The sequence below is a fragment of the Actinopolymorpha singaporensis genome (assembly GCF_900104745.1).
Lineage (GTDB): Bacteria > Actinomycetota > Actinomycetes > Propionibacteriales > Actinopolymorphaceae > Actinopolymorpha > Actinopolymorpha singaporensis.
The window spans coordinates 3398968-3421738 of the sequence record NZ_LT629732.1; the positions used below are offsets into that span (position 1 = coordinate 3398968).

Below are 22771 nucleotides of genomic sequence, written 5' to 3' on the forward strand. Positions count from 1 at the left end.
AGTAGTCGGGCGGCGCCCCGGGTACATCTCGTAGGACGCCCTGGGACGCGCGGCGCACGGGCGAGGGGGTGGCCCGCCCATGGGAACGACCCGACGGCTTCGGCTCACGGTGTCCGTGTTCGTCGTGGTCGCCGCGTTCGCCGGAGCCGCGGCCGGATGTACCGACAGCCCGCCCGGAAGCTCCCGGGGCGACCCCGGAGGGTCGAAGGCCGGAGCCACTGCGGCACCCGGTGGCGAGGCGCAGGCGCTCCAGCGTGACTACGAGGCCGTCGTACGGCACACCCTGATCTCCGTCGTACAGCTCAACGTCACCGGCGGCGGGCTCGGCTCCGGCATCATCTACGACAAGCAGGGCCACATCGTCACCAACGCGCACGTGCTGGGCCGGTCCACCTCGGTGCAGGTCCTGCTCGCCACCGGGGGAGCGCCGCTGACCGCGCACCTGGTCGCGGCCTACACACCGAGCGACCTCGCGGTGGTCAAGCTGGACCAGCCGCGGGCGCTGGCACCCGCGGCGTTCGCCGACTCCACCAAGCTGCGGGTGGGCCAGATCGTGCTGGCCATGGGAAACCCGCTCGGCCTGTCCGGCAGTGTGACCAGCGGCATCATCTCAGCGGTCGGGCGTACCGTCCCGGAGTCGTCGCGTGACGGCGTGCCGGGCACGACGATCACGAGCATGATCCAGACCTCCGCGCCGATCAACCCGGGCAACAGCGGCGGCGCCCTGGTCGACCTGACCGGGAAGGTGGTTGGCATCCCCACGCTGGCCGCCACCGACCCACAGGTCGAGGGCGGCGGCGTCGCGGCCGGCATCGGGTTCGCCATCCCGAGCAACACCGTGACCCGGATCGCCGGTCAGATCATCAGCCACGGGCGGGTGGTGAACTCCGGCAGGGCGGCGCTCGGCGTGACCGGCACGACGGTCACCGATCCCCAGGGCACGCCGATCGGCGTCGGCGTCGTGTCCGTGCGCACCGGCAGCGGCGCGGCGAACGCCGGCATCCTGCGCGGCGACGTCATCACCGCTGTCAACGGCGTGCGCACTCCGACGAGCGCGGCGCTCGGCGAGGTCGTCGCCCAGCACCGGCCCGGCCAGTTGGTCACCGTCTCGATTCGCCGCCAGGGCAAGGACGCGACGGTGAAGGTGAAGCTCGGTCAGCTCTGAGTTGTCGTCGACCCCGCCCGTGCGGTGAGGCCGCGCCGCTCCATCTCGAGGTACCGGCGGTTGAGGGACCTGGTGAACAACCTGACCAGCCGGGCGCCCGGCCCGGTGTGCGCGACGGCCAGGCGGACCTTCGCGGTCTCCTTACCGTCCGCCGACCGCACGGGGGTGACGGAGTGGCTGCCCGTCGTCAGAACCCCGGGGGAGCGGGTGACCCAGACGAACGACGAACCCTCGGCGAACTCGGTCACCTCCCAGGTCAGCTCCGGCAGCTTCGGCTGCTTGACCACGGCACGTTCGCCGACGGCGAGCGGACCGGTGCCGAGCCGGCGCACCGACGTCATCGACTCGCTCCACTCCGGCCAGCGCTCGACGTCGACCAGCACCTCCCAGACCTGCTCGGCAGGTGCGGCGACCTCGAACTCGACCTCGTCATGCATGACTTCCTCCAAGGGAGCCACGAGCCGCGGGCCGTCCAGGGTTGTCGTGGCCGCGGCACGGCGGGACTGCACACAGTCATATGTACCATCTGGTACATGCCGAAGGACAGTGGATCAGGCAACCGATCCGAGCGGCGGTCTTCCGCTCGGCCGGCCCGGGAGCGGTTGCTCGACGAGGTTGTCGCGCACTTCGCCCGGCACGGCGTCGGCGACTTCAGCCTGCGTGGCCTCGCCGCCGAACTCGGTACCAGTCACCGCATGCTCATCTACCACTTCGGCTCCAAGGACGGCCTGCTCGTGGAGGTGGTACGCCGGGTCGAGGCCGAGCAGCGCGCCGCGATGGCGCAGCTCAACCTGGACTCCGACCACAGCGCAGCACACCTGGCCCGGGAGTTCCACCGCCGCCTGTCCGCCGCCGACCACTGGCCCGCTCGGCTGTTCTTCGAGCTGACCGGGCAGGCACTGGTCGGCAATCCGCACGCCGTACCGCTGCTGGACGGCATCGTCGACGCGTGGCTGCCACCGCTCACCGAGCTGAGCCGTCGTACCGGCCGGTCGGAGGACGAGGCGCGGGCACACGCGCGGCTCGCGCTGGCCGTCGCCCGCGGGCTGCTGTTCGACCTGCTGGCCACCGGTGACCGGGACGCCGTGGACGAGGCAGCCGAGGCGTTCCTCAGGTCGTACGAGAGCGCCGGCCCTTCAGGCCCGTGAGACCGATGCCCCGCGGCCGCGCCGTCGCCGGTTCTCCCTGTCAACCTCACCTTGCCCTGGAAGCGAACCAGCAGCTTCCACCACGCATTGGCCCCTGCGTAAACCCCTTGCCGGTACGCCCTCAGCGGATTCGCTGACAGCGCACACCGGCGCACGGCGTCGGCCTTCTCGGTGACAGTGATGACAAGAGATGGCGAGGGATCACAAAGACGAGCCACCGACGAGGGCACCACGTCCAGGAGGTAATCGTGAATCCGTCCATGACCGACACGGCCCCCACCGGCAGCGGTTTCGACGACCAGCTGGCGGCCAGGCTGCTGCACCACCGCATCGTCCTGCTCGGCTCGGAGGTCGACGAGGTGAGCGCCAATCGGGTGTGCGCACAGTTGCTGCTGCTGTCCGCGCAGGACCCCCGTACCGACATCAGCCTCTACATTCACAGCCCCGGCGGCGGGGTGTACGCCGGGATGGCGATCTACGACACGATGCGGCTGATCCCGAACGACGTGTCGACACTCGCGATGGGCTTCGCCGCCAGCATGGGGCAGTTCCTGTTGTGCGGGGGCACGAAGGGCAAGCGGTTCGCCCTGCCACACGCCCGGATCATGATGCACCAGGGCTCGGCCGGCATCGGCGGAACGGCCGCGGACATCGCGATCCAGGCCGGCAATCTGGAGCACTCCAAGGCCCAGATGGAACGCCTGCTCGCTGCCAACACCGGTCAGCCGGTCGAACGGATCCGCGAGGACAGCGACCGCGACCGGTGGTTCTCGGCTGAGGAGGCACGCCAGTACGGCATGGTCGACGCGGTGGTGGACTCACTGGACCGCATCGGCCACGGCATCTCCCAGCGGGCGGGGGTCTGAGCCATGGGCCACTACACGATTCCCAACGTGATCGAGCGCACGCACACCGGCGAACGCGCCACCGACCTGTTCAGCCGGCTGCTGTCGGAGCGGATCATCTTCCTCGGCACCGAGATCGACGACGACGTGGCGAACGTCGTGATGGCGCAGCTGATCCACCTGGAGGCGGCCAGCCCCTCGCAGGACATCTCGTTGTACATCAACTCACCGGGCGGCTCGTTCAGTGCGCTGATGGGGATCTACGACACGATGCAGTTCGTCCTGCCCGACGTGTCGACGATGTGCCTGGGCCAGGCGAGTTCGGCGGCGACGGTGTTGCTGGCCGGAGGTGCGCCCGGCAAACGGCTCGCCCTGCGCCACTCCCGGATCGCCCTGGACCAGCCGGCGGCGAGAGCACAGGGTGCGCTGTCGGACCTGCAGGTACAGGCCACGGAAGTGGCCCGGATACGCACCCTCATGCTGGAGGTGCTCAACCGGCACACCGGCCGCAGCGTGGAGACCCTCCGCGCCGACACCGACCGCGAACGCGTCTTCGACGCCGAGGAGGCCAAGGCGTACGGACTGATCGACGAGATCCTCGTCTACCGCGGCGACGGCCCCGACTTCCAGTGAGCCGGGACCGTCCGCCACTGGTCTGTCGCCGGGTGGGGAACACTCACCCGGCGACGAAGACGCCCCAGGCGAGGTTGCCGGCCCGGCCACCGTCGACCCAGTGCCGCAGGCCGGTGCGCATCCGGTCGAGGTAGTCGGCGCTGACCCGACCGGCAAGGCTCGCGTCGCGGCGTTCGGTCTCGTCCAGGACCCGCTGGTAGTGGGTGGTGAGGTGCTCGGTCAGGTCGTCGAACTCCACCGTCAATCCGAGGTTGGCGAGAGTACGTCGGTAGAACTCCGGGGAGGCCATCGTGTCCAGGTGCAGGCGCCGGAGAATGGGCGCCAGCGCCTCACGTGGGCAGCCGTCGGCGGCCATCGGGTCGGTGAAGACGATTCTGCCGCCGGGCCGGAGAACCCGCACCGCCTCCTGCAGAACCTGCACTCGGTCACCGCTGTGCAACAGCGCGTCCTGGGACCAGACGACGTCGAACCTGTTGTCCTCGAACGGCAGGTCCTCGAAGGAGCCGTCGACTACCTCCACCAACTCCGACAGGCCGGCGGCGTCGGTGAGTACGCGGTTGCGGGCGTTCTCCACCTCGCTGAGGTTCAAGCACGTGGTCCGGCAGCCGGACGTGCCGGACAGGTGCCGCGCCGCGCCGCCGAAACCTGACCCGAGATCGAGGACCCGGGTGTCCGGTCCGAGGTCGAGCGCGCCGGCCATCCGGGTCACGGTGCGCCTGCTCGCGGTGGCGATGTCCTCGTCGGGTTCGGTGTAGATGCCGACGTGGATGTCCTCGCCACCCCACACCAGCGAGTAGAACGTGTCCGCGTCCTGGGAGTTGTAGTAGTCACGTGCGGTGTGCACGGTGGAGGAGTAACCGTCGACTGCCTGGTCCGGCGTACGATGCGCCTTCTCCGCGACGTGGATGAAGAAGTCCGGCTCGCCCTCGGGATGGGTGTCCTGGAAGTCGCTGTAGGTCTCCACGTGCGCGAAACCCACCTCCCGCATCAGCGTCCGCACGTAGTCGCGGCGCAGCGGGTACATGTTGAGGTGGTACCGACTCCTGTCGGGGAAGGTGTAGCAGAAGCGCGCCAGGCCCGCGTCGACGTACTCCGGCTCCGCGGTGACCGTGTCGCCGCAGTAGTAGTAGGTGTGCCGATTGCTGTAGGCGCCGTCGAGCAGCGCGTCGTAGTTGCGCTGGTCGAGGATGAGAACGCCGTCGTGCTTGAGCACCGCGTAGAACTCGGCCAGCGCTTTCCTGCGGTCTTTCTCGGAGAAGAGGTGGGTGAAGGAGTTGCCCAGGCAGATGATCGCGTCGTACTCGCCCTGGACGTCGCGGTTGAGCCATCGCCAGTCAGCGTGGATGACCCGTAGTACGTGACCGCCGCGGGCCCGGGCGTTCTCGAACGCCTTGGTCAGCATGTCGGCGCTACCGTCCGCGCTGACCGTCTCGAAGCCCTCCTCGAGCAGTCGTACCGAGTGGAAACCGGTGCCGGTGGCCACGTCCAGCACGGTCTTCGCGCCACGGGACTTGAGCTGGTCGACGAAGAACCGGCCCTCGCTCTCCGCGCGCTTGTCCCAGTCGATGAGCTCGTCCCACTTCTCGACGAAGCTGGTGACGTATTCCTGGGTGTAGTGGTCGGTGTCCCGGACCTCGGTAGGGCTGTCACCGAACTGTTGTTGGTCGTTCGTACCGTCGTCGGGCAGGTTCGTTCTGGAACTGTCCTGGGTACTCTTCACGACTTCTGGCACTCCCTGGGGTTTCTCGCGAACTCCTGCGAACCGGACGGGCGCGTCGAAGGCATGGCTTCGAGTGACGGGCGGCGCCGCTGCATCCACGGGCTGTGCGGACTGTGCGCGCTCCTCGCGCCGCACCCAAACTATGGGATGGACCACATGCGTTCAACAGTCGGTGCGCGACAGCGGCGATGCGGTCACGATCGGATCTCGTTCGGTCGCTGAGCCTCGGCGTGTCGGCCACGGTTGCCTACGATGCGCACTCGCCAGCGGCCGTGTGTCAAGCCCTCCTTGACGGGTCACGGCCGTACCGGCGGCTCGCCCGAGTCCGGAAACGGCGCGGTGCGCTCTTGTCCGGGGCGAAGTGCGGGAGGGAGCAGGTACGGCTACGGTCGGACTGGTGGACGCCCCGGCACTAGGCTCAGGGTTCCACGGGCAGACGCCGACAGCACGACCGCACGACCGCACGACAGGCAGACGCACCCAGGGAGGTCGCATCGTGAGCAGCCCGGACCTGCCGGACCGTACCCCGGCCGGCGACGAGATCCCGGACCCGGACGTCACCGGCGAGGACAACCTCGACCTGCCCGACTCCGAGATTCCGGACGCGGACGCCGACCTGGACCTTCCTGACTCCGGCGAGATCCCGCAGGATCCGACGGAGGGTGAGCCGGACGTCCTCCTCGAGCCCGACATCGAGAACGCCCGTGACATGGCCGGTGACGCGGGCTACGACCCGCTGGTCACCGACGAGCTGCGCCCGGAGACCGACGTCACCGAGTTCCAGCCACCGGACCGGCTCAGCCGCGAAACCCAGCGGCGCCCGACCGAAGACGACGAGCGCGGCGACACCCTCGACCAGCGGCTCGCGCAGGAGATTCCCGACCCGACGATGGAGATCGATGACGACGACCGGTGACCACCGGCGCGCCGGTCTCGCGGGCCCGCGCCGGCGGGCGGAGGGTGTGGGCCGATGACCACCGAGGTCGTCGACGCGGTCGTCATCGGTGCCGGGCCGAACGGCCTGGTCGCGGCCAACGTCCTCGCCGACGCCGGCTGGGACGTCCTGGTGCTGGAGGCGACGTCGGAACCCGGTGGGGCAGTCCGCACGGCCGAACTCGTCCGGCCGGGCTTCCGCAGTGACCTGTGCAGCGCGTTCTACCCGCTGGGTGCGGCGTCCCCGGTGCTCGCCGACCTCGACCTGGAGCTTCACGGCCTGCGGTGGCGGCACGCGCCCGCGGTGCTCGCGCACGTCCTGCCCGACGATCGTGCCGCGGTGCTGCACCGCGATCCGGAGGCGACGGCGGCCTCGCTCGCGGCGTTCGCGCCTGCCGACGGGAAGGCCTGGCTGACGGAGTTCGAGCGCTGGCGGCGGATCCGTACCGAGCTGTTGTCGGCGTTGCTGCGCCCGTTCCCGCCGGTGCGGGCCGGCACCCGCCTGCTGCGCAGGCTCGGCACCGCGGACGCGCTGCGGATGGCCCGGTTGCTCACGCTACCCGCTCGCACCCTCGGCGAGGAGTCGTTCCAGGGCGAGGGCGCGCGGGTGCTCCTCGCGGGCAACGCGCTGCACACCGACCTCGGCCCCGACCACGCCGGCAGCGGCGTCTTCGGCTGGTTGTTGTGCATGCTCGGACAGGACGTCGGGTTCCCGGTGCCCGAAGGCGGTGCCGGCATGCTGACGCTGGCGCTCGTCCGCCGGCTCACCTCGCTCGGCGGCCGCATCGTCTGCGACTCCCCGGTCAGCCAGGTGATCGTGGGTGGCGGGCGCGCCCTGGGCGTACGCACCGCCGACGGCGGGCTGGTCCGCGCACGTCGTGCAGTGCTCGCCGACGTACCCGCCCCGATCCTCTACCACCAACTCGTCGGGGCGGAGCATCTGCCGTCCCGGCTGCTCACGGATCTGGAGCGCTTCCACTGGGACCACGCGACCGTCAAGGTCGACTGGGCAGTTTCCGGCCCCGTTCCCTGGACCGCCACGGACGTACGCGGCGCGGGGACCGTGCACCTCGGCGGTGACATGGACGCGCTGGTGAAGTACGGCTCGGACCTGTCCCGTTCACGAGTACCGGACACGCCGTTCATGCTGCTCGGGCAGATGGGGGTGGCCGACTCCACGCGGTCACCGGCCGGTACCGAAACGGTGTGGGCCTACACCCACGTACCCCGCGGTGAGCGGTGGGACGCCGCGCGGCGCGAACGCTACGCCGACCGCGTCCAGGCCGTGATCGAGCGCCACGCGCCCGGCTTCGGCGATCTGGTGCTCGGCCGGCACGTGGCCGGCCCCCCCGACCTGGAGGCGCACAATCCGAGCCTGGTGGACGGGGCGATCAACGCCGGTACGGCGGCCATCCACCAGGAACTGATCTTCCGGCCGACGCCGGGACTCGCCCGGGCCGACACCCCGGTGGACCGGCTCTACCTGGCCGGCGCGTCCGCGCATCCAGGCGGCGCCGTGCATGGAGCCCCCGGAGCCAACGCCGCCCGGGCTGCGCTGGCCCGGGCGGGTCTGGCCGGTGGCGCGTACGCCGCGGCGATCAGGCTCGGCCACCGTGCGGTCTACGGCGCGGGCTGACGCTCCGTGCGGGTCCGGCCCTCGACGTAGGCGGCCAGCCGGGCCAGAGACTCCTTGTTGCGCGGGGTGAAGAGCAGGCTCTGCACGAGCATCGGAAGCTTCTGTGCGGGTCCGCGGTGGAAGTCCTCGATCATCCGGACCTCCGTACGCCCGGGGCCGAGCGGGGTGAGCTGGAAGCGGACATGCGCGGCGCCGGCCGGCCAGGCCCGGGCGTCGAGCTTGAGGAACTTTCCGGGCTCGGCCGCCATCACCTCGGTGTCGTCGTGGAGGACCAGCGGCCAGGGACCGATGCTGTGGTGGATCTTCGTCCCGGGTGCGGGCCAATCATGGTCGACGGCGCGGATGTGGGAGGCGCCCACCAGCCAGGCGGCGTACGTCCACCCGTCGGCAAGCACGTTCCACACCTGGTCGGTCGGTGCGGCGATCGACCGCGTGACCTCGCTGCTCATCAGGGCTCCTTCGGGCGAACTGTGCGCGGTTGTCGGATGTCGCTGCGGGTGGTCGACGTCGGTGCGTCCGGTACGCCGGACCTGTCCTCCCCCCGTCCTCGCCCCATCCTGCCCGCTCCGGGCGGTTGTGGCATTCCGGTGCGAGACGCCGCGCCGGCGGCGGGCCCTCCGGTCCGGCGGCCGCTCCGGTCCGCAGGCCGCGGGCCGGATCCGGTCAGGGAGACCGGTGTGGGCATCTTCCGGCTAGCCGGATTGTCTGGCTCCCACCCCGTTGGACATCCTGGCGACATGCGCTGCCTCCTCATCGACGACAGCCCGCGCTACCTGCGGGCCGCGCGTGCGCTCCTGGAACGCGAGGGCGTCGCCGTCGTCGGCATGGTCCAGACAGGGGAGGAGGCGCTCGCCCGTGTGGCCGATTTCCGCCCGGACGTGACGCTGGTCGACATCAACCTGCGCGGCGAGAGCGGCTTCGACCTGGCTCGCCGGCTCACCTCGGCCGAGCATTCCGGCGGTCGCTCCCAGGTGATCCTGCTCTCCAGCCACAGCGCCGACGACTTCGAGGACCTCATCGAGTCCAGTCCGGCCGCGGGTTTCCTGGACAAGTCGAACCTCAGTGCCGCGGCGATCGCATCGCTGGTCGGGGCGGTCGGCGACTGACGCCTGCGCCTGCAGCCGTCGACGTGGGCCGGCCGGTGTCAATCCCTGCTTGCGCCGTCCTACGAGCCGCCCTGGGAGCCCTCGAGAAACGTCAGCACGGCAAGTACCCGACGGTGGTCGTCACCGGTCTCCGGGAGCCGCAGCTTGGTCAGGATGTGCTGGACGTGCTTCTCCACGGTTCCCTCGGTGACCCACAGATGCCGGGCGATCCCGGCGTTCGACCGTCCTTCGGCCATCAGGGCGAGAACCTCGCGTTCGCGACTGCTGAGTACGTCCAGCGGATCGTTGCGGCGGCGGGCGGAGACGAGTTCGTGCACCAGCGTGGGGTCGACAACCGAGCCCCCCTTGATGATTCGCCGCAACGTCTCGGTGAACTCGCCGACGTCGGTGACCCGGGTCTTCAGCAGATAGCCGATGCTTTGCCCGGTGGCGAGCAGTTCCGTCGCGTGCTCCACCTCGACATATGCTGAGAGCACCAGGATCCCGATCTGCGGGAACTCCTCGCGGATCGTCCGGGCAGCCTCCAGCCCCTCGTTGGTGTGAGTGGGCGGCATCCGGATGTCGACCACCACCAGATCAGGAAGAGTTTCGCGAACCATCGTGAGCAGGTCAGCAGCGTCACCAGCCTGGCCGACGACCTCGAAGCCCTGGCGGCCCAGCAGGCTCGCCATTCCCTCACGCAGCAACAGGTCGTCGTCGGCGAGTGCGACCCGTCCCGCGACGGCGCCGCTGTCAACGGTCGCTTGCTCGGGGAGCTGTCGCGACCGGGTTTCCTGTGTCCCTTGCCGCTGTGGACGCCCGCTCGTGCCGGCGGAGTTCGTGGTGATGCCTCCGAAGATGTACGCAATCACTGGTTGCGTCCGGTCAACGGGGCCCGCGGCGGTGAGTCCGGGCGCCGGTGCGACGCACCTGTTCAGCCTACGTGCGACTGTGAGCACCTGACCCGATGGTGCGCCTGCGGCAGGGGCTGACCGGCCGGCTGGTGGCCGCGAGCTGTGTGCTCGCGGTGCTGCTCGGCTCGGTTTTCGCCGTACTGTTGCTCGCGGTCGCGGATCAGCGCGACGCCGCGGCGCTTTCCCGGCGGTCGGAGCAGATTCTGACCACCACCAGCCGAATGCACACACTGGTGCTGGACGTGGAGAACGGCCAACGCGGCTACCTCCTCACCGGCGACCGGCGGTTCCTGCAGCCGTGGAGCGCTGCCCAGGCACAGATCCCGCGGGTGGGCGCGCGGTTGACCGACCTCATCGTCAGCCCTGCCCGGGAGCGGATGGCACGCGAGATCCTCGACTCAGTGCACTCCTACGTGCGTGACTACTCGGTGCCCCTGGTCGCACTGGCGGGTCGCGACCCGAAGGCCGCCCGCAGCCTGTCGCTCACCCTGGAAGGCAAACGACGGGCCGACGAGATCCGCGCTCAGATCGACCGGTTGTCCGCGTCCGCCCGTGCGGCCGGCATCGCCCGTCAGGAGCAGGCCGCTGCGGCTGCTCACCGGGCGGAGGTCGCCGCGTTCGCCGGTATGGCCGGCTCGGCGCTGATGGTCGCCCTGCTCGCGTCGTATCTCGCCAGGTCGATAGCCCGGCCGGTACGGCGGGCCGCGATGATGGCGGGTGAGCTCGCCTCCGGCGACCTGGGCGCCCGGTTGCCCGAGACCGGGGTGGGAGAGATCCGCACCCTGGAACACTCGTTCAACACGATGGGGGAGTCGCTGGAGCGCAACCGGGACGAGCTGGCCAAGCTGGTCGACGAGCAGACGGCGTTGCGACGGCTGTCCACCCTCGTGGCCAGGTCCGTCCCGCCGGCCACGACGTTCGCGGCCGTGACCGAGGAGATCGGGGAGCTGTTCGAGGCGGACGGGACCGCGATGCTGCGGTACGAGTCCGACGGCACCGCGACCGCGGTCGCGCTGTGGGGGCAGACGGACGCCTCTGTGCCGGAGGTCGGTTCCCGGATGGACCTGGGGGAGCGGACCGTGCCGGCGCAGGTACGCCGTACCGGCCGACCTGCCCGGCGGGACAGCTACGCGGACTCGACGGACGGGGACCGCGGCCCGCGTGAGCTCGCCGTGCGTTCCGCGGTGGCCGCGCCGATCGAGGTGGAGGGTCGGCTGTGGGGAGCGCTGACCGCGTTCTCCACCAAGGATCGGCCGCTTCCCAGGGACGCCGATGCACGGTTCGCCGACTTCACCGAGGTCGTCGCGCTCGCGATCGCCAACGCACAGGCGCGTTCGGACCTCGCGGCGTCCAGGGCCCGGGTGGTCGCAGCCACGGACCGGGCGCGCAGGCGGATCGAGCGCGACCTGCACGACGGCGCCCAGCAGCGGCTGGTGTCACTGCTGCTGGACCTGCGCGGCATCGAGGCGGACATCCCCGAGAGCCGGGTGCGCGCGGAGGTGGCCGAGGTGGCCACCGGACTCACCGAGGCCGTCGAGGAACTCCGCGAGGTGGCGCGCGGCATCCACCCGGCGATCCTCTCCGAGGCGGGCCTGGCACCCGCGCTGAAGGCGCTGGCCAGACGCTCGGCCGTCCCGGTCGAACTCGGGCTCGGTGTCAAGACGAGGTTGCCGCAGCCGATCGAGGTCGCGGCGTACTACGTCGTCGCCGAGGCGCTGACGAACGCCGCGAAGCATGCGCAGGCCTCGCACGTGGAGGTCACCATGTTCGAACGCGAGGGCCGGGTGTGCGTCGACGTACGAGACGACGGGGTCGGCGGCGCGGGTTCCGGTGACGGTTCCGGACTGGTGGGTCTCGCGGACCGGGTCGAGGCGCTCGGCGGCGTGCTCAAGGTGACCAGTCCGGCGGGCAGGGGAACCCGGATCCACGCCGAACTCCCGGTGAGTGCCGGCCAGGCCATGTCCTGACCGCGTACCTGACCGGCGTCCCGTCCGTGTCCTGATCGTGGTCCGGCGAAGGGCCGGAAGTCCCGGGCCCGCCGTGGCGGTGCCGGCCATTCCACGCAATCGCGACGGGCGCTTCCTGCCCCATTCCGTGCGTACCGTCAGAACCCGTCTCGCGGCTACCAGCCAGCAGGTATGCCAACCTGCCAGAAGGCCCACCCGGCGGAATGGCGGTTCGCCGTGACGACGCGGGCCCCCTCCGCGGCCCATGCTTGCAAGTGACGGAGCTCAGCTTCCGACCAGGACGCGAAAGGTCGAGGACATGCGCACCTCACAGCGCACCAGCACCGCGGTCGCCGCGGCGGACACGACTCCCGCGACCTCCCCGACGCACAGGAACGTCACCCGGTCCACCCACCGGCGGTGCACGCTTCCGCCGACCCGGGAGTCGCTGGCACCGCTGCCGACCACCGTGCCCGCGCTGGAAACCTCGACTCTGCAGCCGACCGCCTCCCGGGCCGACCAGCACGCCACCGTCGACACCTCGGCTCCCGCCGGCACCACCTCGTTCGAATCCTCACGCGACTCCTCCACGCTCGACTCCCTGGTGTCGTCGTCGGTGGGTTCGCAGTGGTGGCGTCGTGCGGTTGTGTATCAGGTGTATGTGCGGAGTTTCTGTGATGCTGATGGTGATGGTGTGGGGGATCTGGCGGGTGTGGTGGAGAAGTTGCCGTATCTGGCGGGTTTGGGTGTGGACGGGTTGTGGCTGAACCCGTTCTACGCCTCGCCTGGGCATGATCATGGTTATGACGTGGCTGATCATTGCGCGGTGGACCCGGCGTACGGGTCGCTGGAGTGCTTCGATCATCTGGTCGAGGCCGCGCACGGGCACGGGATCCGGGTGATCTTGGATGTGGTGCCCAACCACGCCTCGATCGCTCACCCCTGGTTTGCTGACGCGCTGGCCGCGGGGCCGGGCAGCCCGCAGCGGGCCCGGTTCCACTTCGCCGACGGCCGGGGCCCGGGCGGGCAGTTGCCGCCGAACAACTGGCGGTCCATCTTCGGCGGGCCGGCCTGGACCCGCATCAGTGAGCCGGACGGGTCACCGGGGCAGTGGTACCTGCACACCTTCGCCGCCGAACAGCCGGACTGGAACTGGACCCACCCCGACGTGCCCGCCCATTTCGAGCAGGTGCTGTCGTTTTGGCTGGACCGCGGCGTGGACGGGTTCCGGATCGACGTCGCCCAGGGCCTGCACAAAAAGCCCGGCCTGCCCGACCACCCCGACGCCGCCGCGGACGAGGCGACCGGTGACCCGGTCAACCCCCACGCCTGGAACCAGCCGGCCGTGCACCAGGTGTGGCGGTCCTGGCGGGCACTGGTCGAGACCTACACCGCCGCCGACGGGCGGGACCGGCTGCTGATCGGCGAGGTCGGGCTGACCGACCCCGCCGCCGTGGCCGACTACACCCGCCCCGGCGAACTCCACCACACCTTCTGCTTCCCCTTCGCCCACGCCACCTTCGACGCCCAGGCCTACCGGCGCGTCATCGACACCGCCCTGGCCCACCACCCAGGCGGGGTGGCCTGGGTCGCCAACAACCACGACCTGCCCCGCGCCGTCACCCGCCACACCCCCACCACCACCAGCACCACCACCGAACAAGACGGCAGCAACGGCACCGGTGAGGAGGGGCTGCCGGCCGGTGCCGACCCCGCACAGATCGGGCTGGCCCGCGCCCGCGCGCAGGCGGCACTGATGCTCGCCCTGCCCGGCGCGGTCTACCTCTACCAAGGCGAAGAACTCGGCCTGCCCGACGTCCTCGACCTCCCCGAAACGGTCCTCAAGGACCCCATGTACCACCGCAGCAACGGCACCCGCCCCGGCCGCGACGGCTGCCGCGTCCCCCTGCCCTGGACCACCAACCCCGACCACCACCACGGCTTCTCCCCACCCGCCACCACCACCCCCGCCTGGCTACCCCAACCCCCCACCTGGGCCGACCTCGCCGCCGACACCCAACACCACACCACCACCTCCACCCTCAACCTCTACCGCCAAGCCCTCGCCCTACGCCGCACCATCCCCGACCTGACCACCCACACCCTCACCATCCACAACAACACCCCACCCGGACTCCTCGCCCTCACCCGCGGCACCCACCTCACCACCTACACCAACACCACCCACCACCCCATCCCCACACCACACCCCCACCCCGGCCAACCCATCCTCACCACCCACCCCACCCCCCACCCCCCAGACACCATCCCCCCCAACACCACCGTCTGGTACCACCACGACAACCCCACCGACGCCGTCTCCACCGACGCCGTCTCCACCGACGACGCGGTCACCGAGGCGATCTGAGGGAGCCCGCCATGACCCACGACCAGCAAGCGGTCGAACTCTCCCGGGCCGAGTGCCTGCACCTGCTGAACGAGACGTTCGTAGGGCGGGTCATCCACAGCCACAACGCGTTGCCGGAGGTGGAGCCGGTCGCGTACGTGATGGCGGGTACGTCCGCCGTGGTCCGGACGGCGCCGGGCTCCTCGCTGGCGAACACGCTCGACAAGTCGATCGTGGCGTTCGAGGTGGACAGCGTGAGCTCGAACCTGTGCGATGGCTGGTCGGTGACCGGGGTAGGTCCGGCCGACGTGGTGAGCGACCCGCAGCAGTACCTCACCGGCCGATCGCTGCCACCGGCATGGGCGTACGGCGACGAGACATCGGCGTACGTCCGGATCCGGCTGCAGCTGGTCCACGGCCGCCGCCTCACCACGCGGCCGGCGACCGTGCCGGCAGGCGCCGACGGCGTGGACCCCACCGCGGGCAACTGGCTGTGGACGGAGCAGCCGTAGCCGTCAGCGGTAGCGCGTCAGCCGCACCATCAGCAGGGACCGGTGGCGGGAAACCTGCCGTGACCACGTGACCGGCAGCGGTCGCGACCTGGCCGAGACATGACACAGCCCGGCGCGTCGAGCCCGTCGTACGTCGCAATCCCTTGCACAGCAGGCGAAACCGGACCAATAATCCGGGGCACCTGCGGCGAGGGAGACCACGATGCCCCACGACTTCGGTGGACCGGTCGGCAAACCCAACCGGCGTACGGTTCTGTACGCCTCGGCACTGACGGCGGTGACGGCGCTGACCGGCGCGTGCAGTTCGGGCACGAAGTCCGGTGAGGGAGGAAAGCCTCGCGCCGGGAGCACCGGCACCTCGACCAAGGGGTCCGAACGCAAGCCGGTTCCGGTGCCGCGCAAGCTGCGCGAGTCGCCGGCGCTTGCCGCCCAGGTGAAGAGTGGCGCGCTGCCACCGCTGAAGGAACGCGTACCTGAGAAGCCGTACGTCATACCGCACCGGTGGTGCAGCGAGGGCAAGTACGGCGGCACGATGTACGCACTCACCGACGCCTCCGACAGCGGAATCATCAACGAGCACATGTACGGCCGCTCGCCGCTGCGCTGGCTCAACGACGGCCTGGACATCGGGCCCGGACTGGTGGAGTCGTGGGAGTCCGACGACGACGCATCCACCTGGACCCTGCACCTGCGCAGGGGCCTGAAGTGGTCCGACGGGCAACCACTCACCGCGGGCGACGCGTTGTACTGGTGGGAAGACCTCGTCGTGAACGACGTGCACCCCGCGCTCCCGCCGGACTCGGGACGGTCGGGCTCGGGCACGGCGATGAAGCTCACCGCGCCGGACGACCTGACGCTCGTCCTCACCTTCGACAGCCCGACGCCGCTCACTCCCGCCCTGCTGGCCAATGGAGTCGACACCGGGGACTGGTTCCTGCCCAAGCACTACCTGAAGCAGTGGCATCCCCGCTACAACAAGTCGGTCACCGCGAAGAACTGGTTCGAGAAGCACGACCAGCACCTCAACTGGGTGCTGGACCCCAAGTGCCCGACCCTGACCGGGTGGCGGACCAAGACCTACTCCGAGGGTCGCCGGGTCGTGCTGGAACGCAATCCGTACTACTGGTGCGTGGACCGGTCCGGTGCGCAATTGCCGTACGTGGACGAGCTTGTGTTCAACGTCGTACAGGAACCAGAGGTGCGCAAGCTGCAGATCCAGGAGGGCAAAGTCGACTACGTGCACGGGGCGTTCGTGCCGATCGGGCTCGGCGACATCTCCGGTATGAAGCAGACGCAGAAGCGGCACAACATGAACGTCTACCTGTGGGACAGCGGTTCGGGCACCGGTTCGGTGTTCTTCTTCAACTACGACTATCCCGAGCCGAAGATGCGCGCCCTCATCCGCAACCCGAAGTTTCGCCAGGCGCTGTCGTTCGCCTTCGATCGTTCCGAGGCGCAGAAGGCGGTCTACTTCAACACGGGGGAGAAGACCACCGGCACCTACAGCCCCAAGGCCCAGGAGTACCAGGGCGCCCAGGGTGAGAAGGTCTACCACCAGTGGCGCGACGCCTACGTTCGGCACGATCCCGAGCGAGCGAAGCGGATGCTGGACGAACTCGGCGCCAAGCTGGGGCCGGACGGGAAGCGCAGGATGCCCGGCGGCGTCGACGACCTGGTGGTCCGCATCGACGTGCCCGCCGACGTCAGCGACGAGCACCGGAAGAAGAACGACCTCCTCAAGCGTGACTGGGAGGCGGTCGGCGTCACCGTGAAGATCAACCCGATGGCGCCGGAGGGTTTCGGTGACCAGTGGAACAACGGCCGGTTGATGTCACAGAGTTCGTGGGAGGTCGGCGACGGACCCGACCACATCACCGGTCCCTGGTGGTTCGTGCCGATCGAACCGGCCCGGTGGGCGCCGCTGCACGGTCAGATGTGGACGCTGCGGGGAACCGCGAAGGAGAAGCAGCAACTCGACGTCGACCCGTGGAAGCGGACGCCTCCTCGCGTCGACGCCGAACCCGGCAGCCCGATCGCCCGCCTGTGGGACGGCTACGCCAAGGCGAAAGGCGAGGTTGACGGCGTGGCGCGGACGAAGATCGTGTGGGACATGATCAAGATCCACATCCAGGACGGGCCGTTCTTCATGGGTACCGTCGCCAACTATCCGCAGGTGACGATGAGCAAGCGCGACCTGCACAACGTCCCGACCCGCGAACAGCTGGCACAGGGCGGAATGGTCAACACCTGGGCGCACCCCACTCCCGCGGTCTACGACCCGGAGGTCTACTACTGGGAAGACCCGGCCAAACACACCTGAGGGGCCACCCCCGAGGGGCACACGTGTCAGGTAACGCTTGACAGGCGTACGCGGATGCGGCTCAGGACTCGCGTACGACGTCGTCCGGCGCCTTGTCCGGCCGCAGCCCGCGCCAGGCAGGGTGCCGGAGCCGGCCGTCGCGGGTCCACTCCGCGAACCGGACCTCGCCCACGAGCTTCGGCGTGACCCAGTGCGCGTCCCGGCTGTCCTTCGCCGGCATCGTCCCGGCGAACGGCGACGTGCGGCGTGCGATTCGGCGGGTGCGGTCGGCGAGGTCGGCCAGCATCTCGTCGGTGAAGCCGGTGCCGACCTGGCCGACGTACTCCAGACCGTCCGGACCGGGAACTCCCAGGAGCAGCGATCCGATGGTGCCCTCCCGCCGGCCCTTTCCGGGTTGCCAGCCGCCGATCACGACCTCCTGCGTACGCGCGTGCTTCACCTTGATCCAGTCCCGCGACCGCCGGCCGGGTTCGTAGCGGGACGTCAACCGTTTGGCGAGCACGCCTTCCAGGGCCTGCTCCTTCGACGCCGCCATCAGCTCCTGTCCGCCGCCGCGGGTGTAGGGCGGGGTGTCCCAGTGCGGACCGCGCAGCTCCAGTGACTCCAGGAGTTCCCTGCGCTGCTCGTACGTCAGGTCGACCGTGCTGCGGCCGTCGAGGTGGAGCAGGTCGAAGATGAGGTACGTCACCGGCGACTGCTCACGCAACCGGCGCACCTGTGCTGCGTCGCGTACGTGCATCCGCTGTTGCAGGGCGGCGAAGGAGATCCGGCCCGTCTTCGCGTCGAACGCGACGATCTCCCCGTCGAGCACGGCCGGCAACGATCCCAGGGACTCCTGCAGGTCGGCGAGTTCGGGATAGGTGCCGGTGACGTCGAGGTCGTTGCGGGTCTTCAGGCGTACCTTCGTGCCGTCGGCGTAGGCGACCGCCCGGAGGCCGTCCCACTTCATCTCGTAGCCGAACTTCTCGTCGTCGCGGGCGGGGGGCAGCTCGCCCAGAGTCGCCAGCATCGGGCGGACGAGTTCGGGCAGCGGCTCCGACCCCGAGGTACTTGCCGACGACGGTCTCTTAGCGGAGGTCTTCTTCGCCGTGGTCTTCTTCCCCGTGGACTTCTCGGACGCCGCCTTCGTGGCACCGGCCTTCGTGGCACCGGGCTTCGTGGCACCGGCCTTGGTGGCGGATTCGCCGGAGCCGGCTTCGTCGGGTGAGTACTCCATCCGGTGGATGAGCCAGTTCTCGCCGGTCCTGATGAGCACGAAGCGGCCCTGGGAGCGGTCGCCGTTGGTGCCGTGGAGTACGACCTTCACCTCGCGGTCGGTCCACTTCTCACACTCGTACGTTCCCCGGTCCCAGATCTCGACCGTCCCTCCGCCGTACTCGCCCTTGGCGATCTCACCGGCGAAGTCGGCGTACTCCAGCGGGTGGTCCTCGGTGTGCACCGCGAGGTGGTTCTTCTTCGGGTCGTCGGGCAGCCCCTTGGGCAGCGCCCAGGAGACGAGCACGCCTTCGCGTTCGAGCCGAAAGTCCCAGTGCAGGCGGCGGGCGTGGTGCTCCTGGATCACGAAGGTGTCGTCGTTGCCTTGCGGCAGTGGGCCTCCGGCGGGCACCGGCTCGGCGGTGCGATCGGCGCTGCGCTTGCGGCGGTAGGCGTCCAACTTGTCGGGCACGTGTCCTGTTCTACCCCGGACCGCCGGGCGACGCGAACGGTCGGCGCCGCATCTCCTTCGCGGCCCGCACCTCCCGGCCGGCGTACATCAAAAGAAAATTTACACTGGTTGTAGTTTCAGCAGGACGGGTGTTTGCTGGAAGGGAGGAGAGCAGTACCGAACAACGACCGGAACGTAAGGAGCACGTGATGGCGAAGACGATGCCGACATCCGTGGCGCCCACGCCACCGGTGGACGGCCTCCCCGTCGAGCGATCCGACCCGTTCGACCCACCCGCGGTTCTGGCGGCGTTGCGCGAGGAACGTCCGATCAGCCGGTTGCGTTATCCCGACGGCTCGCTGGGCTGGCTGGTGACGAGCTATCCGCTCGCGCGGGCAGTCCTGGCCGACCGGAGGTTCAGCCGGCGGCGGGAGTTGCAGCGTCCTCCGCGCCGGATCGCGTTCGAGGAGGAACATCCAGGGCCGTCCGAGCCGGGCTTCTTCATCGGCATGGACCCGCCCGAGCACACCAGATACCGGCGCCAGCTGACGTCACACTTCACGGTGCGGCGGATGCGGGACCTGGAGGACAGGATCGCGCGGATCACCGCGGAGCACCTGGACGCGATGGAGCGCCGCGGCTCGCCGGCCGATCTGGTCGCGGAGTTCGCGCTGCCGATCCCGTCGCTGGTGATCTGCGAACTGCTCGGAGTTCCCTACACCGACCGGGAGAAGTTCCAGCACGACACCAGGGTCCTGCTCCACCTGGAGTCCAGCTTCGAGGAGGCGATGGGGGCGCTCGTCTCACTGCGGGAGTACCTCCACCGGTTGGTCGTACGCAAGCGGGCAGAACCCGCCGACGACCTGATCAGCACGCTGATCGCCGGCGGCGCCCTCGACGACGAGGAGATCGCGGGCATCGCGGTGCTGTTGCTGATCGCGGGGCACGAGACCACGGCCAACATGCTGGGTCTGGGTACGTTCGCGTTGCTGCGCCACTCCGACCAGCTCGCGGCGCTGCGCGCTGATCCCTCACTGGTGGAGAACGCCGTGGAGGAGCTGCTGCGTTACCTCACCATCGTGCACATCGGGCCCACACGTGCGGCGCTGGAAGACGTCGAACTGGACGGCGAACTGGTGCGGGCCGGCGAGGTCGTCAGCTTGTCACTGCCGGCCGCCAACCGTGACCCGGAACGCTTCGGCAACCCCGACGAGCTCGACCTCCGGCGTTCGGCGACCGGGCACCTTGCGTTCGGGCACGGCATCCACCAGTGCCTAGGTCAGCAACTGGCGCGGATCGAGATGCGGACCGGGTTCAACGCGCTGCTCTCGCGGTTCCCGGACCTCCGGCTGGCGGTGGAGCCGGAGGACGTGCAGCTGCGAACCGACATGGCCATCTACGGCGTGCACAGTCTGCCGGTGGCGTGGTAAGCGGTGGCGTGGCCGCGAAGTCGCGCGGCTCGGCGGTTACGTTGTGCGGCAAGGAGTCCCCGGGTACGGGAGGTGACGGGATGAGGATCAACGTTGACCGGGACATCTGCTGTGGTGCGGGGATGTGCGTGCTGACCGCGCCGGACATCTTCGACCAGAGCGAAGAGGACGGACTGGTGGTGCTGCTCCGCCAACCCGAGGCCGCCGAGGCCGACGCCGCACGGGAGGCGACGCAGTTGTGCCCGTCCGGCGCGATCAGTGTCGCCGACGAGGAGGACTGAGCGCCGGAACCAGGTGGCGAGGGCGGCGCATCGCCGCCCTCCTCCTCGCTCTCGGTCCGCAGGTGCACGTGGGCGCCACGACCTCGTTCGCTGCGTCGAAGATCACCCTTCGAACGCCCTGTTTTCGCCAGCCGACACTGGTGGCGCGCCAGGTTTTTGTCCACAGGCGTCGGATCGGCGTCGCATCGGGCTCTCCTTGTGGACAACGGTCTTGGTGTTATTTGCGGTCATTAGGCTTCGAACATGCGTTCGGCAGAGCAGGATCTTCCCGGCAGCGGTGGCAGCGGTGGTGGTGGTGCGGTCGCCCGGTTGAGGGCTGCGCTGGCGGCGATCCGTGCCGGGTTGGACGAGGCCCTGGCGACGCCGACCACGTTCGTGGAGGTGGGTGAGTTGGGGGAGCTGATCGGTGAGCTGGAGACCGAGAAGGCGCGGTCGGACGCGCTCACTCTGGGCTGGGTCCGCCAGGCCGAGGCGCGCGAGGTCGGGAAGGCGACCGGTGCGGCGACCACCGCTGTGTGGCTGCGGAACTCCTTGCGGATGGGCAGGAGGGACGCCTACGCGGCGGTGGCGCTGGCGCGGGACCTGGACCGTACGGTGACGCTTACGGCGCGGGCGTTGGCGCGGGGTGAGGTGTCGTTTCGGCATGCGCAGGTGATCGCCGCCGCGATCAAGGACCTGCCCCGATGGATCAGCCTGGAACAACGGGTGCAGGGTGAGGAGTACCTGATCGACGAATCCCGGCGGCGTAACCCTGACGATGTGCGGCTGCTGGGGCGGCACCTGCTGCTGGTGCTCGCCCCGGAGGAATGGGAACGGCGGCTCGGAGAGGAACTCGACGCCGCCGAACGCGCCGCCGAACGCAGACGCTCCCTGAAATACCTGCCGAACGGGATCCCCGGGTCCGAAACCATGATCGTCAAGCTGCCGGTGCTGGAGATGGAAGCTCTCCGCAAGATCATCGAAGGGCTGATCGCCGCAGATACCCGCGCCGAACCCGACGAACGCCCCCTGGACCAAAAGCGTGGGGACGCGTTCGCCGAACTCGTGGCGAGGATGGCTGAGTGGCAGGCGTCGCCGAACCGTGGCCGTGGACGCGACTGCGTGACCGTCACCATCGGACTCGACCAGCTCCTACAAGGCACCGGGTTCGGCGCCATCGACGACACCACCCCCGTCCGCCCCATGCCCTGCGGCTGCCAAACCCCCGACGCCACACGACAGGCCAAGCGAAAGAACCGGAAACAAAGCGACGGGAAGCAGAGCGACGGCGCGCAGAGCGACGGCGCGCAGACCAACGGCGCGCAGAGCGACGGCGGCACGGATACCGCTGGCACGACGGGCACCCCCAACTTCAAGCCCACCAAGAACAAGAACAAGTCCGGCGAAGACGTGACCGGCGAGCTCGGTCAGGCGGCATGGCCAGGCGACGCCGGTGCTGTCGGCGGGACCCCCGGGTCAGCCACTCCGGCCGCTCAGGAACGCGAACCAGGCAAGGAGAAGCCATCACCTGACACACCAGAACCGGCGGGGTTCGGAGATCGGAAACCCGGACCGCGAGAACCCCGGCAGGACCTACAACCGAACAACGCAGCCGGATGGGACCCGAGAGTCCTGGAAACAGGAACCGAACCGGAGTACTGGGAGACCGGGGCGGAACGCGACGCCGAGCCCGAATCACAGGAGGGTGCGGCGGAGTCGGAGGCTGTCATCGACCCTGACGACCACATCGACCCTGACAACCACCACGTCCCCCACGACGGCTGCACCAAGTGCGGCGGTGGCGGGTCGGCCCGGATCCTCGGCCTGCGCGGAGAACCTGTCTCCGTGGCGACGATCCGCCGGATGGCCTGCGACGCCAACATCATCCCCGTCGTCCTCGGCGGCAACGGCGAAATCCTCGACATCGGAACGGCAGACCGGTTCTTCACCGAACCACAACGACGCGCTCTCGCCATCCGCGACGGGTCCCACTGCCACTTCCCCGGCTGCCACGTACCCGAACGCCGCTGCGTCGCGCACCACATGACCGCCTGGGAGCAGTTCGGCCCGACTGATCTGGCCAACGGAGTGCTGCTGTGCAAGACGCATCACACCTTCGTCCACCACAAAGGCTGGCAAGTGCGCATGGGCAACCACGGCCACCCCGAATACATCCCACCCGAGTGGGTGGACGTGCGACGACGAATCGTCCGTCCATGAGCGTCGCCGACG

20 protein-coding genes are annotated in these 22771 nt (G+C 69.6%); 14 read left to right on the forward strand and 6 right to left on the reverse strand.

Annotation, left to right across the window (positions count from 1 at the left end; all coding sequences use genetic code 11):
* The first annotated feature begins 79 nt into the window (after positions 1–79).
* Positions 80–1165, forward strand: coding sequence for a S1C family serine protease (locus tag BLU27_RS15505; protein ID WP_092654412.1), 1086 nt, complete (start codon positions 80–82; stop codon positions 1163–1165).
* Here BLU27_RS15505 and BLU27_RS15510 read toward each other — a convergent pair.
* On the reverse strand, positions 1156–1602 hold the full coding sequence (locus BLU27_RS15510; protein WP_092654413.1) for an SRPBCC family protein: 447 nt from the start codon (positions 1600–1602) through the stop codon (positions 1156–1158). The two genes, BLU27_RS15505 and BLU27_RS15510, sit on opposite strands and share 10 nt — an antisense overlap.
* Before the next feature lie 96 nt (positions 1603–1698).
* On the opposite strand from BLU27_RS15510, the gene BLU27_RS15515 reads away from it, so the two are divergent.
* The 3 genes from BLU27_RS15515 (at position 1699) to BLU27_RS15525 (ending at position 3791) form a co-directional block, all read left to right on the forward strand.
* The gene (locus BLU27_RS15515) at positions 1699–2313 is read left to right on the forward strand and encodes a TetR/AcrR family transcriptional regulator (protein WP_092654414.1); all 615 of its coding nucleotides are present in this window, start codon (positions 1699–1701) and stop codon (positions 2311–2313) included.
* A gap of 260 nt (positions 2314–2573) precedes the next feature.
* The gene (locus BLU27_RS15520; protein WP_092654415.1) at positions 2574–3179 is read left to right on the forward strand and encodes a ClpP family protease; all 606 of its coding nucleotides are present in this window, start codon (positions 2574–2576) and stop codon (positions 3177–3179) included.
* 3 nt (positions 3180–3182) lie between these two features.
* Entirely contained in the window at positions 3183–3791 is a 609-nt protein-coding gene (locus tag BLU27_RS15525) for a ClpP family protease (protein ID WP_092654416.1), read from the forward strand.
* Positions 3792–3834: 43 nt separating this feature from the next.
* On the opposite strand, the gene BLU27_RS15530 is transcribed toward BLU27_RS15525, so the two are convergent.
* Positions 3835–5511 (reverse strand): glycine/sarcosine N-methyltransferase, encoded by a 1677-nt coding sequence (locus BLU27_RS15530; RefSeq protein WP_241827445.1) that lies wholly within the window; start codon positions 5509–5511, stop codon positions 3835–3837.
* Positions 5512–6007: 496 nt separating this feature from the next.
* Here BLU27_RS15530 and BLU27_RS15535 point away from each other — a divergent pair, with 496 nt between their 5' ends.
* Complete coding sequence (locus BLU27_RS15535) at positions 6008–6427, forward strand: hypothetical protein (RefSeq protein WP_092654418.1); 420 nt, start codon at positions 6008–6010, stop codon at positions 6425–6427.
* A gap of 54 nt (positions 6428–6481) precedes the next feature.
* Complete coding sequence (locus tag BLU27_RS15540) at positions 6482–8080, forward strand: phytoene desaturase family protein (RefSeq protein ID WP_092654419.1); 1599 nt, start codon at positions 6482–6484, stop codon at positions 8078–8080.
* Here the strand turns inward: BLU27_RS15540 and BLU27_RS15545 are convergent.
* Positions 8065–8529 (reverse strand): SRPBCC family protein, encoded by a 465-nt coding sequence (locus tag BLU27_RS15545; protein ID WP_092654420.1) that lies wholly within the window; start codon positions 8527–8529, stop codon positions 8065–8067. The two genes, BLU27_RS15540 and BLU27_RS15545, sit on opposite strands and share 16 nt — an antisense overlap.
* Positions 8530–8817: 288 nt before the next feature.
* On the opposite strand from BLU27_RS15545, the gene BLU27_RS15550 reads away from it, so the two are divergent.
* Positions 8818–9186 (forward strand): response regulator, encoded by a 369-nt coding sequence (locus BLU27_RS15550; protein ID WP_092654421.1) that lies wholly within the window; start codon positions 8818–8820, stop codon positions 9184–9186.
* 59 nt (positions 9187–9245) lie between these two features.
* Here the strand turns inward: BLU27_RS15550 and BLU27_RS15555 are convergent, their stop codons facing one another.
* Positions 9246–10037: a response regulator transcription factor gene (locus tag BLU27_RS15555; RefSeq protein WP_277869233.1), complete on the reverse strand. Its 792-nt coding sequence runs from the start codon at positions 10035–10037 to the stop codon at positions 9246–9248.
* A gap of 95 nt (positions 10038–10132) precedes the next feature.
* On the opposite strand from BLU27_RS15555, the gene BLU27_RS15560 reads away from it, so the two are divergent.
* Entirely contained in the window at positions 10133–12046 is a 1914-nt protein-coding gene (locus tag BLU27_RS15560) for a CHASE3 domain-containing protein (RefSeq protein WP_092654423.1), read from the forward strand.
* A 264-nt stretch (positions 12047–12310) separates the two neighbouring features.
* On the opposite strand, the gene BLU27_RS30460 is transcribed toward BLU27_RS15560, so the two are convergent.
* Complete coding sequence (locus BLU27_RS30460; RefSeq protein ID WP_241827446.1) at positions 12311–12616, reverse strand: hypothetical protein; 306 nt, start codon at positions 12614–12616, stop codon at positions 12311–12313.
* A 70-nt stretch (positions 12617–12686) separates the two neighbouring features.
* Here BLU27_RS30460 and BLU27_RS15565 point away from each other — a divergent pair, with 70 nt between their 5' ends.
* The 3 genes from BLU27_RS15565 to BLU27_RS15575 all read left to right on the forward strand — a co-directional run bounded on the left by BLU27_RS15565 (position 12687) and on the right by BLU27_RS15575 (position 17204).
* The gene (locus tag BLU27_RS15565; protein WP_479683697.1) at positions 12687–14393 is read left to right on the forward strand and encodes an alpha-amylase family glycosyl hydrolase; all 1707 of its coding nucleotides are present in this window, start codon (positions 12687–12689) and stop codon (positions 14391–14393) included.
* 11 nt (positions 14394–14404) lie between these two features.
* Positions 14405–14884: a pyridoxamine 5'-phosphate oxidase family protein gene (locus BLU27_RS15570; RefSeq protein WP_092654425.1), complete on the forward strand. Its 480-nt coding sequence runs from the start codon at positions 14405–14407 to the stop codon at positions 14882–14884.
* A 202-nt stretch (positions 14885–15086) separates the two neighbouring features.
* Positions 15087–17204 carry an ABC transporter substrate-binding protein gene (locus BLU27_RS15575; protein WP_092654426.1) on the forward strand — a complete coding sequence of 706 codons (2118 nt, stop codon included), beginning with the start codon at positions 15087–15089 and terminating at the stop codon, positions 17202–17204.
* Between the two features lie 61 nt (positions 17205–17265).
* On the opposite strand, the gene ligD is transcribed toward BLU27_RS15575, so the two are convergent.
* Positions 17266–18870 (reverse strand): non-homologous end-joining DNA ligase, encoded by a 1605-nt coding sequence (gene ligD, locus BLU27_RS30465; protein ID WP_241827448.1) that lies wholly within the window; start codon positions 18868–18870, stop codon positions 17266–17268.
* A 200-nt stretch (positions 18871–19070) separates the two neighbouring features.
* Between ligD and BLU27_RS15585 the strand changes: the two genes are divergently transcribed.
* From BLU27_RS15585 to BLU27_RS15595, 3 genes are all read left to right on the forward strand, one after another.
* Positions 19071–20279, forward strand: a complete 1209-nt coding sequence (locus BLU27_RS15585) for a cytochrome P450 (RefSeq protein WP_092657759.1) — start codon at positions 19071–19073, stop codon at positions 20277–20279.
* Between the two features lie 80 nt (positions 20280–20359).
* Positions 20360–20560, forward strand: a complete 201-nt coding sequence (locus BLU27_RS15590; RefSeq protein WP_092654427.1) for a ferredoxin — start codon at positions 20360–20362, stop codon at positions 20558–20560.
* 243 nt (positions 20561–20803) lie between these two features.
* A complete protein-coding gene (locus BLU27_RS15595) occupies positions 20804–22759 on the forward strand; it encodes an HNH endonuclease signature motif containing protein (protein WP_092654428.1) in 1956 nt (651 codons plus the stop codon).
* Positions 22760–22771: the final 12 nt, after the last annotated feature.

Bases quoted from the DNA above. Each gene is read 5' to 3' on its own strand.
- BLU27_RS15505 (WP_092654412.1), top strand. From the start codon at position 80: ATGGGAACGACCCGACGGCTTCGGCTCACGGTGTCCGTGTTCGTCGTG.
- BLU27_RS15510 (WP_092654413.1), bottom strand. From the start codon at position 1,602: ATGCATGACGAGGTCGAGTTCGAGGTCGCCGCACCTGCCGAGCAGGTC.
- BLU27_RS15515 (WP_092654414.1), top strand. From the start codon at position 1,699: ATGCCGAAGGACAGTGGATCAGGCAACCGATCCGAGCGGCGGTCTTCC.
- BLU27_RS15520 (WP_092654415.1), top strand. From the start codon at position 2,574: ATGACCGACACGGCCCCCACCGGCAGCGGTTTCGACGACCAGCTGGCG.
- BLU27_RS15525 (WP_092654416.1), top strand. From the start codon at position 3,183: ATGGGCCACTACACGATTCCCAACGTGATCGAGCGCACGCACACCGGC.
- BLU27_RS15540 (WP_092654419.1), top strand. From the start codon at position 6,482: ATGACCACCGAGGTCGTCGACGCGGTCGTCATCGGTGCCGGGCCGAAC.
- BLU27_RS15545 (WP_092654420.1), bottom strand. From the start codon at position 8,529: ATGAGCAGCGAGGTCACGCGGTCGATCGCCGCACCGACCGACCAGGTG.
- BLU27_RS15550 (WP_092654421.1), top strand. From the start codon at position 8,818: ATGCGCTGCCTCCTCATCGACGACAGCCCGCGCTACCTGCGGGCCGCG.
- BLU27_RS15560 (WP_092654423.1), top strand. From the start codon at position 10,133: ATGGTGCGCCTGCGGCAGGGGCTGACCGGCCGGCTGGTGGCCGCGAGC.
- BLU27_RS15570 (WP_092654425.1), top strand. From the start codon at position 14,405: ATGACCCACGACCAGCAAGCGGTCGAACTCTCCCGGGCCGAGTGCCTG.
- BLU27_RS15575 (WP_092654426.1), top strand. From the start codon at position 15,087: ATGCCCCACGACTTCGGTGGACCGGTCGGCAAACCCAACCGGCGTACG.
- BLU27_RS15585 (WP_092657759.1), top strand. From the start codon at position 19,071: ATGCCGACATCCGTGGCGCCCACGCCACCGGTGGACGGCCTCCCCGTC.
- BLU27_RS15590 (WP_092654427.1), top strand. From the start codon at position 20,360: ATGAGGATCAACGTTGACCGGGACATCTGCTGTGGTGCGGGGATGTGC.
- BLU27_RS15595 (WP_092654428.1), top strand. From the start codon at position 20,804: ATGCGTTCGGCAGAGCAGGATCTTCCCGGCAGCGGTGGCAGCGGTGGT.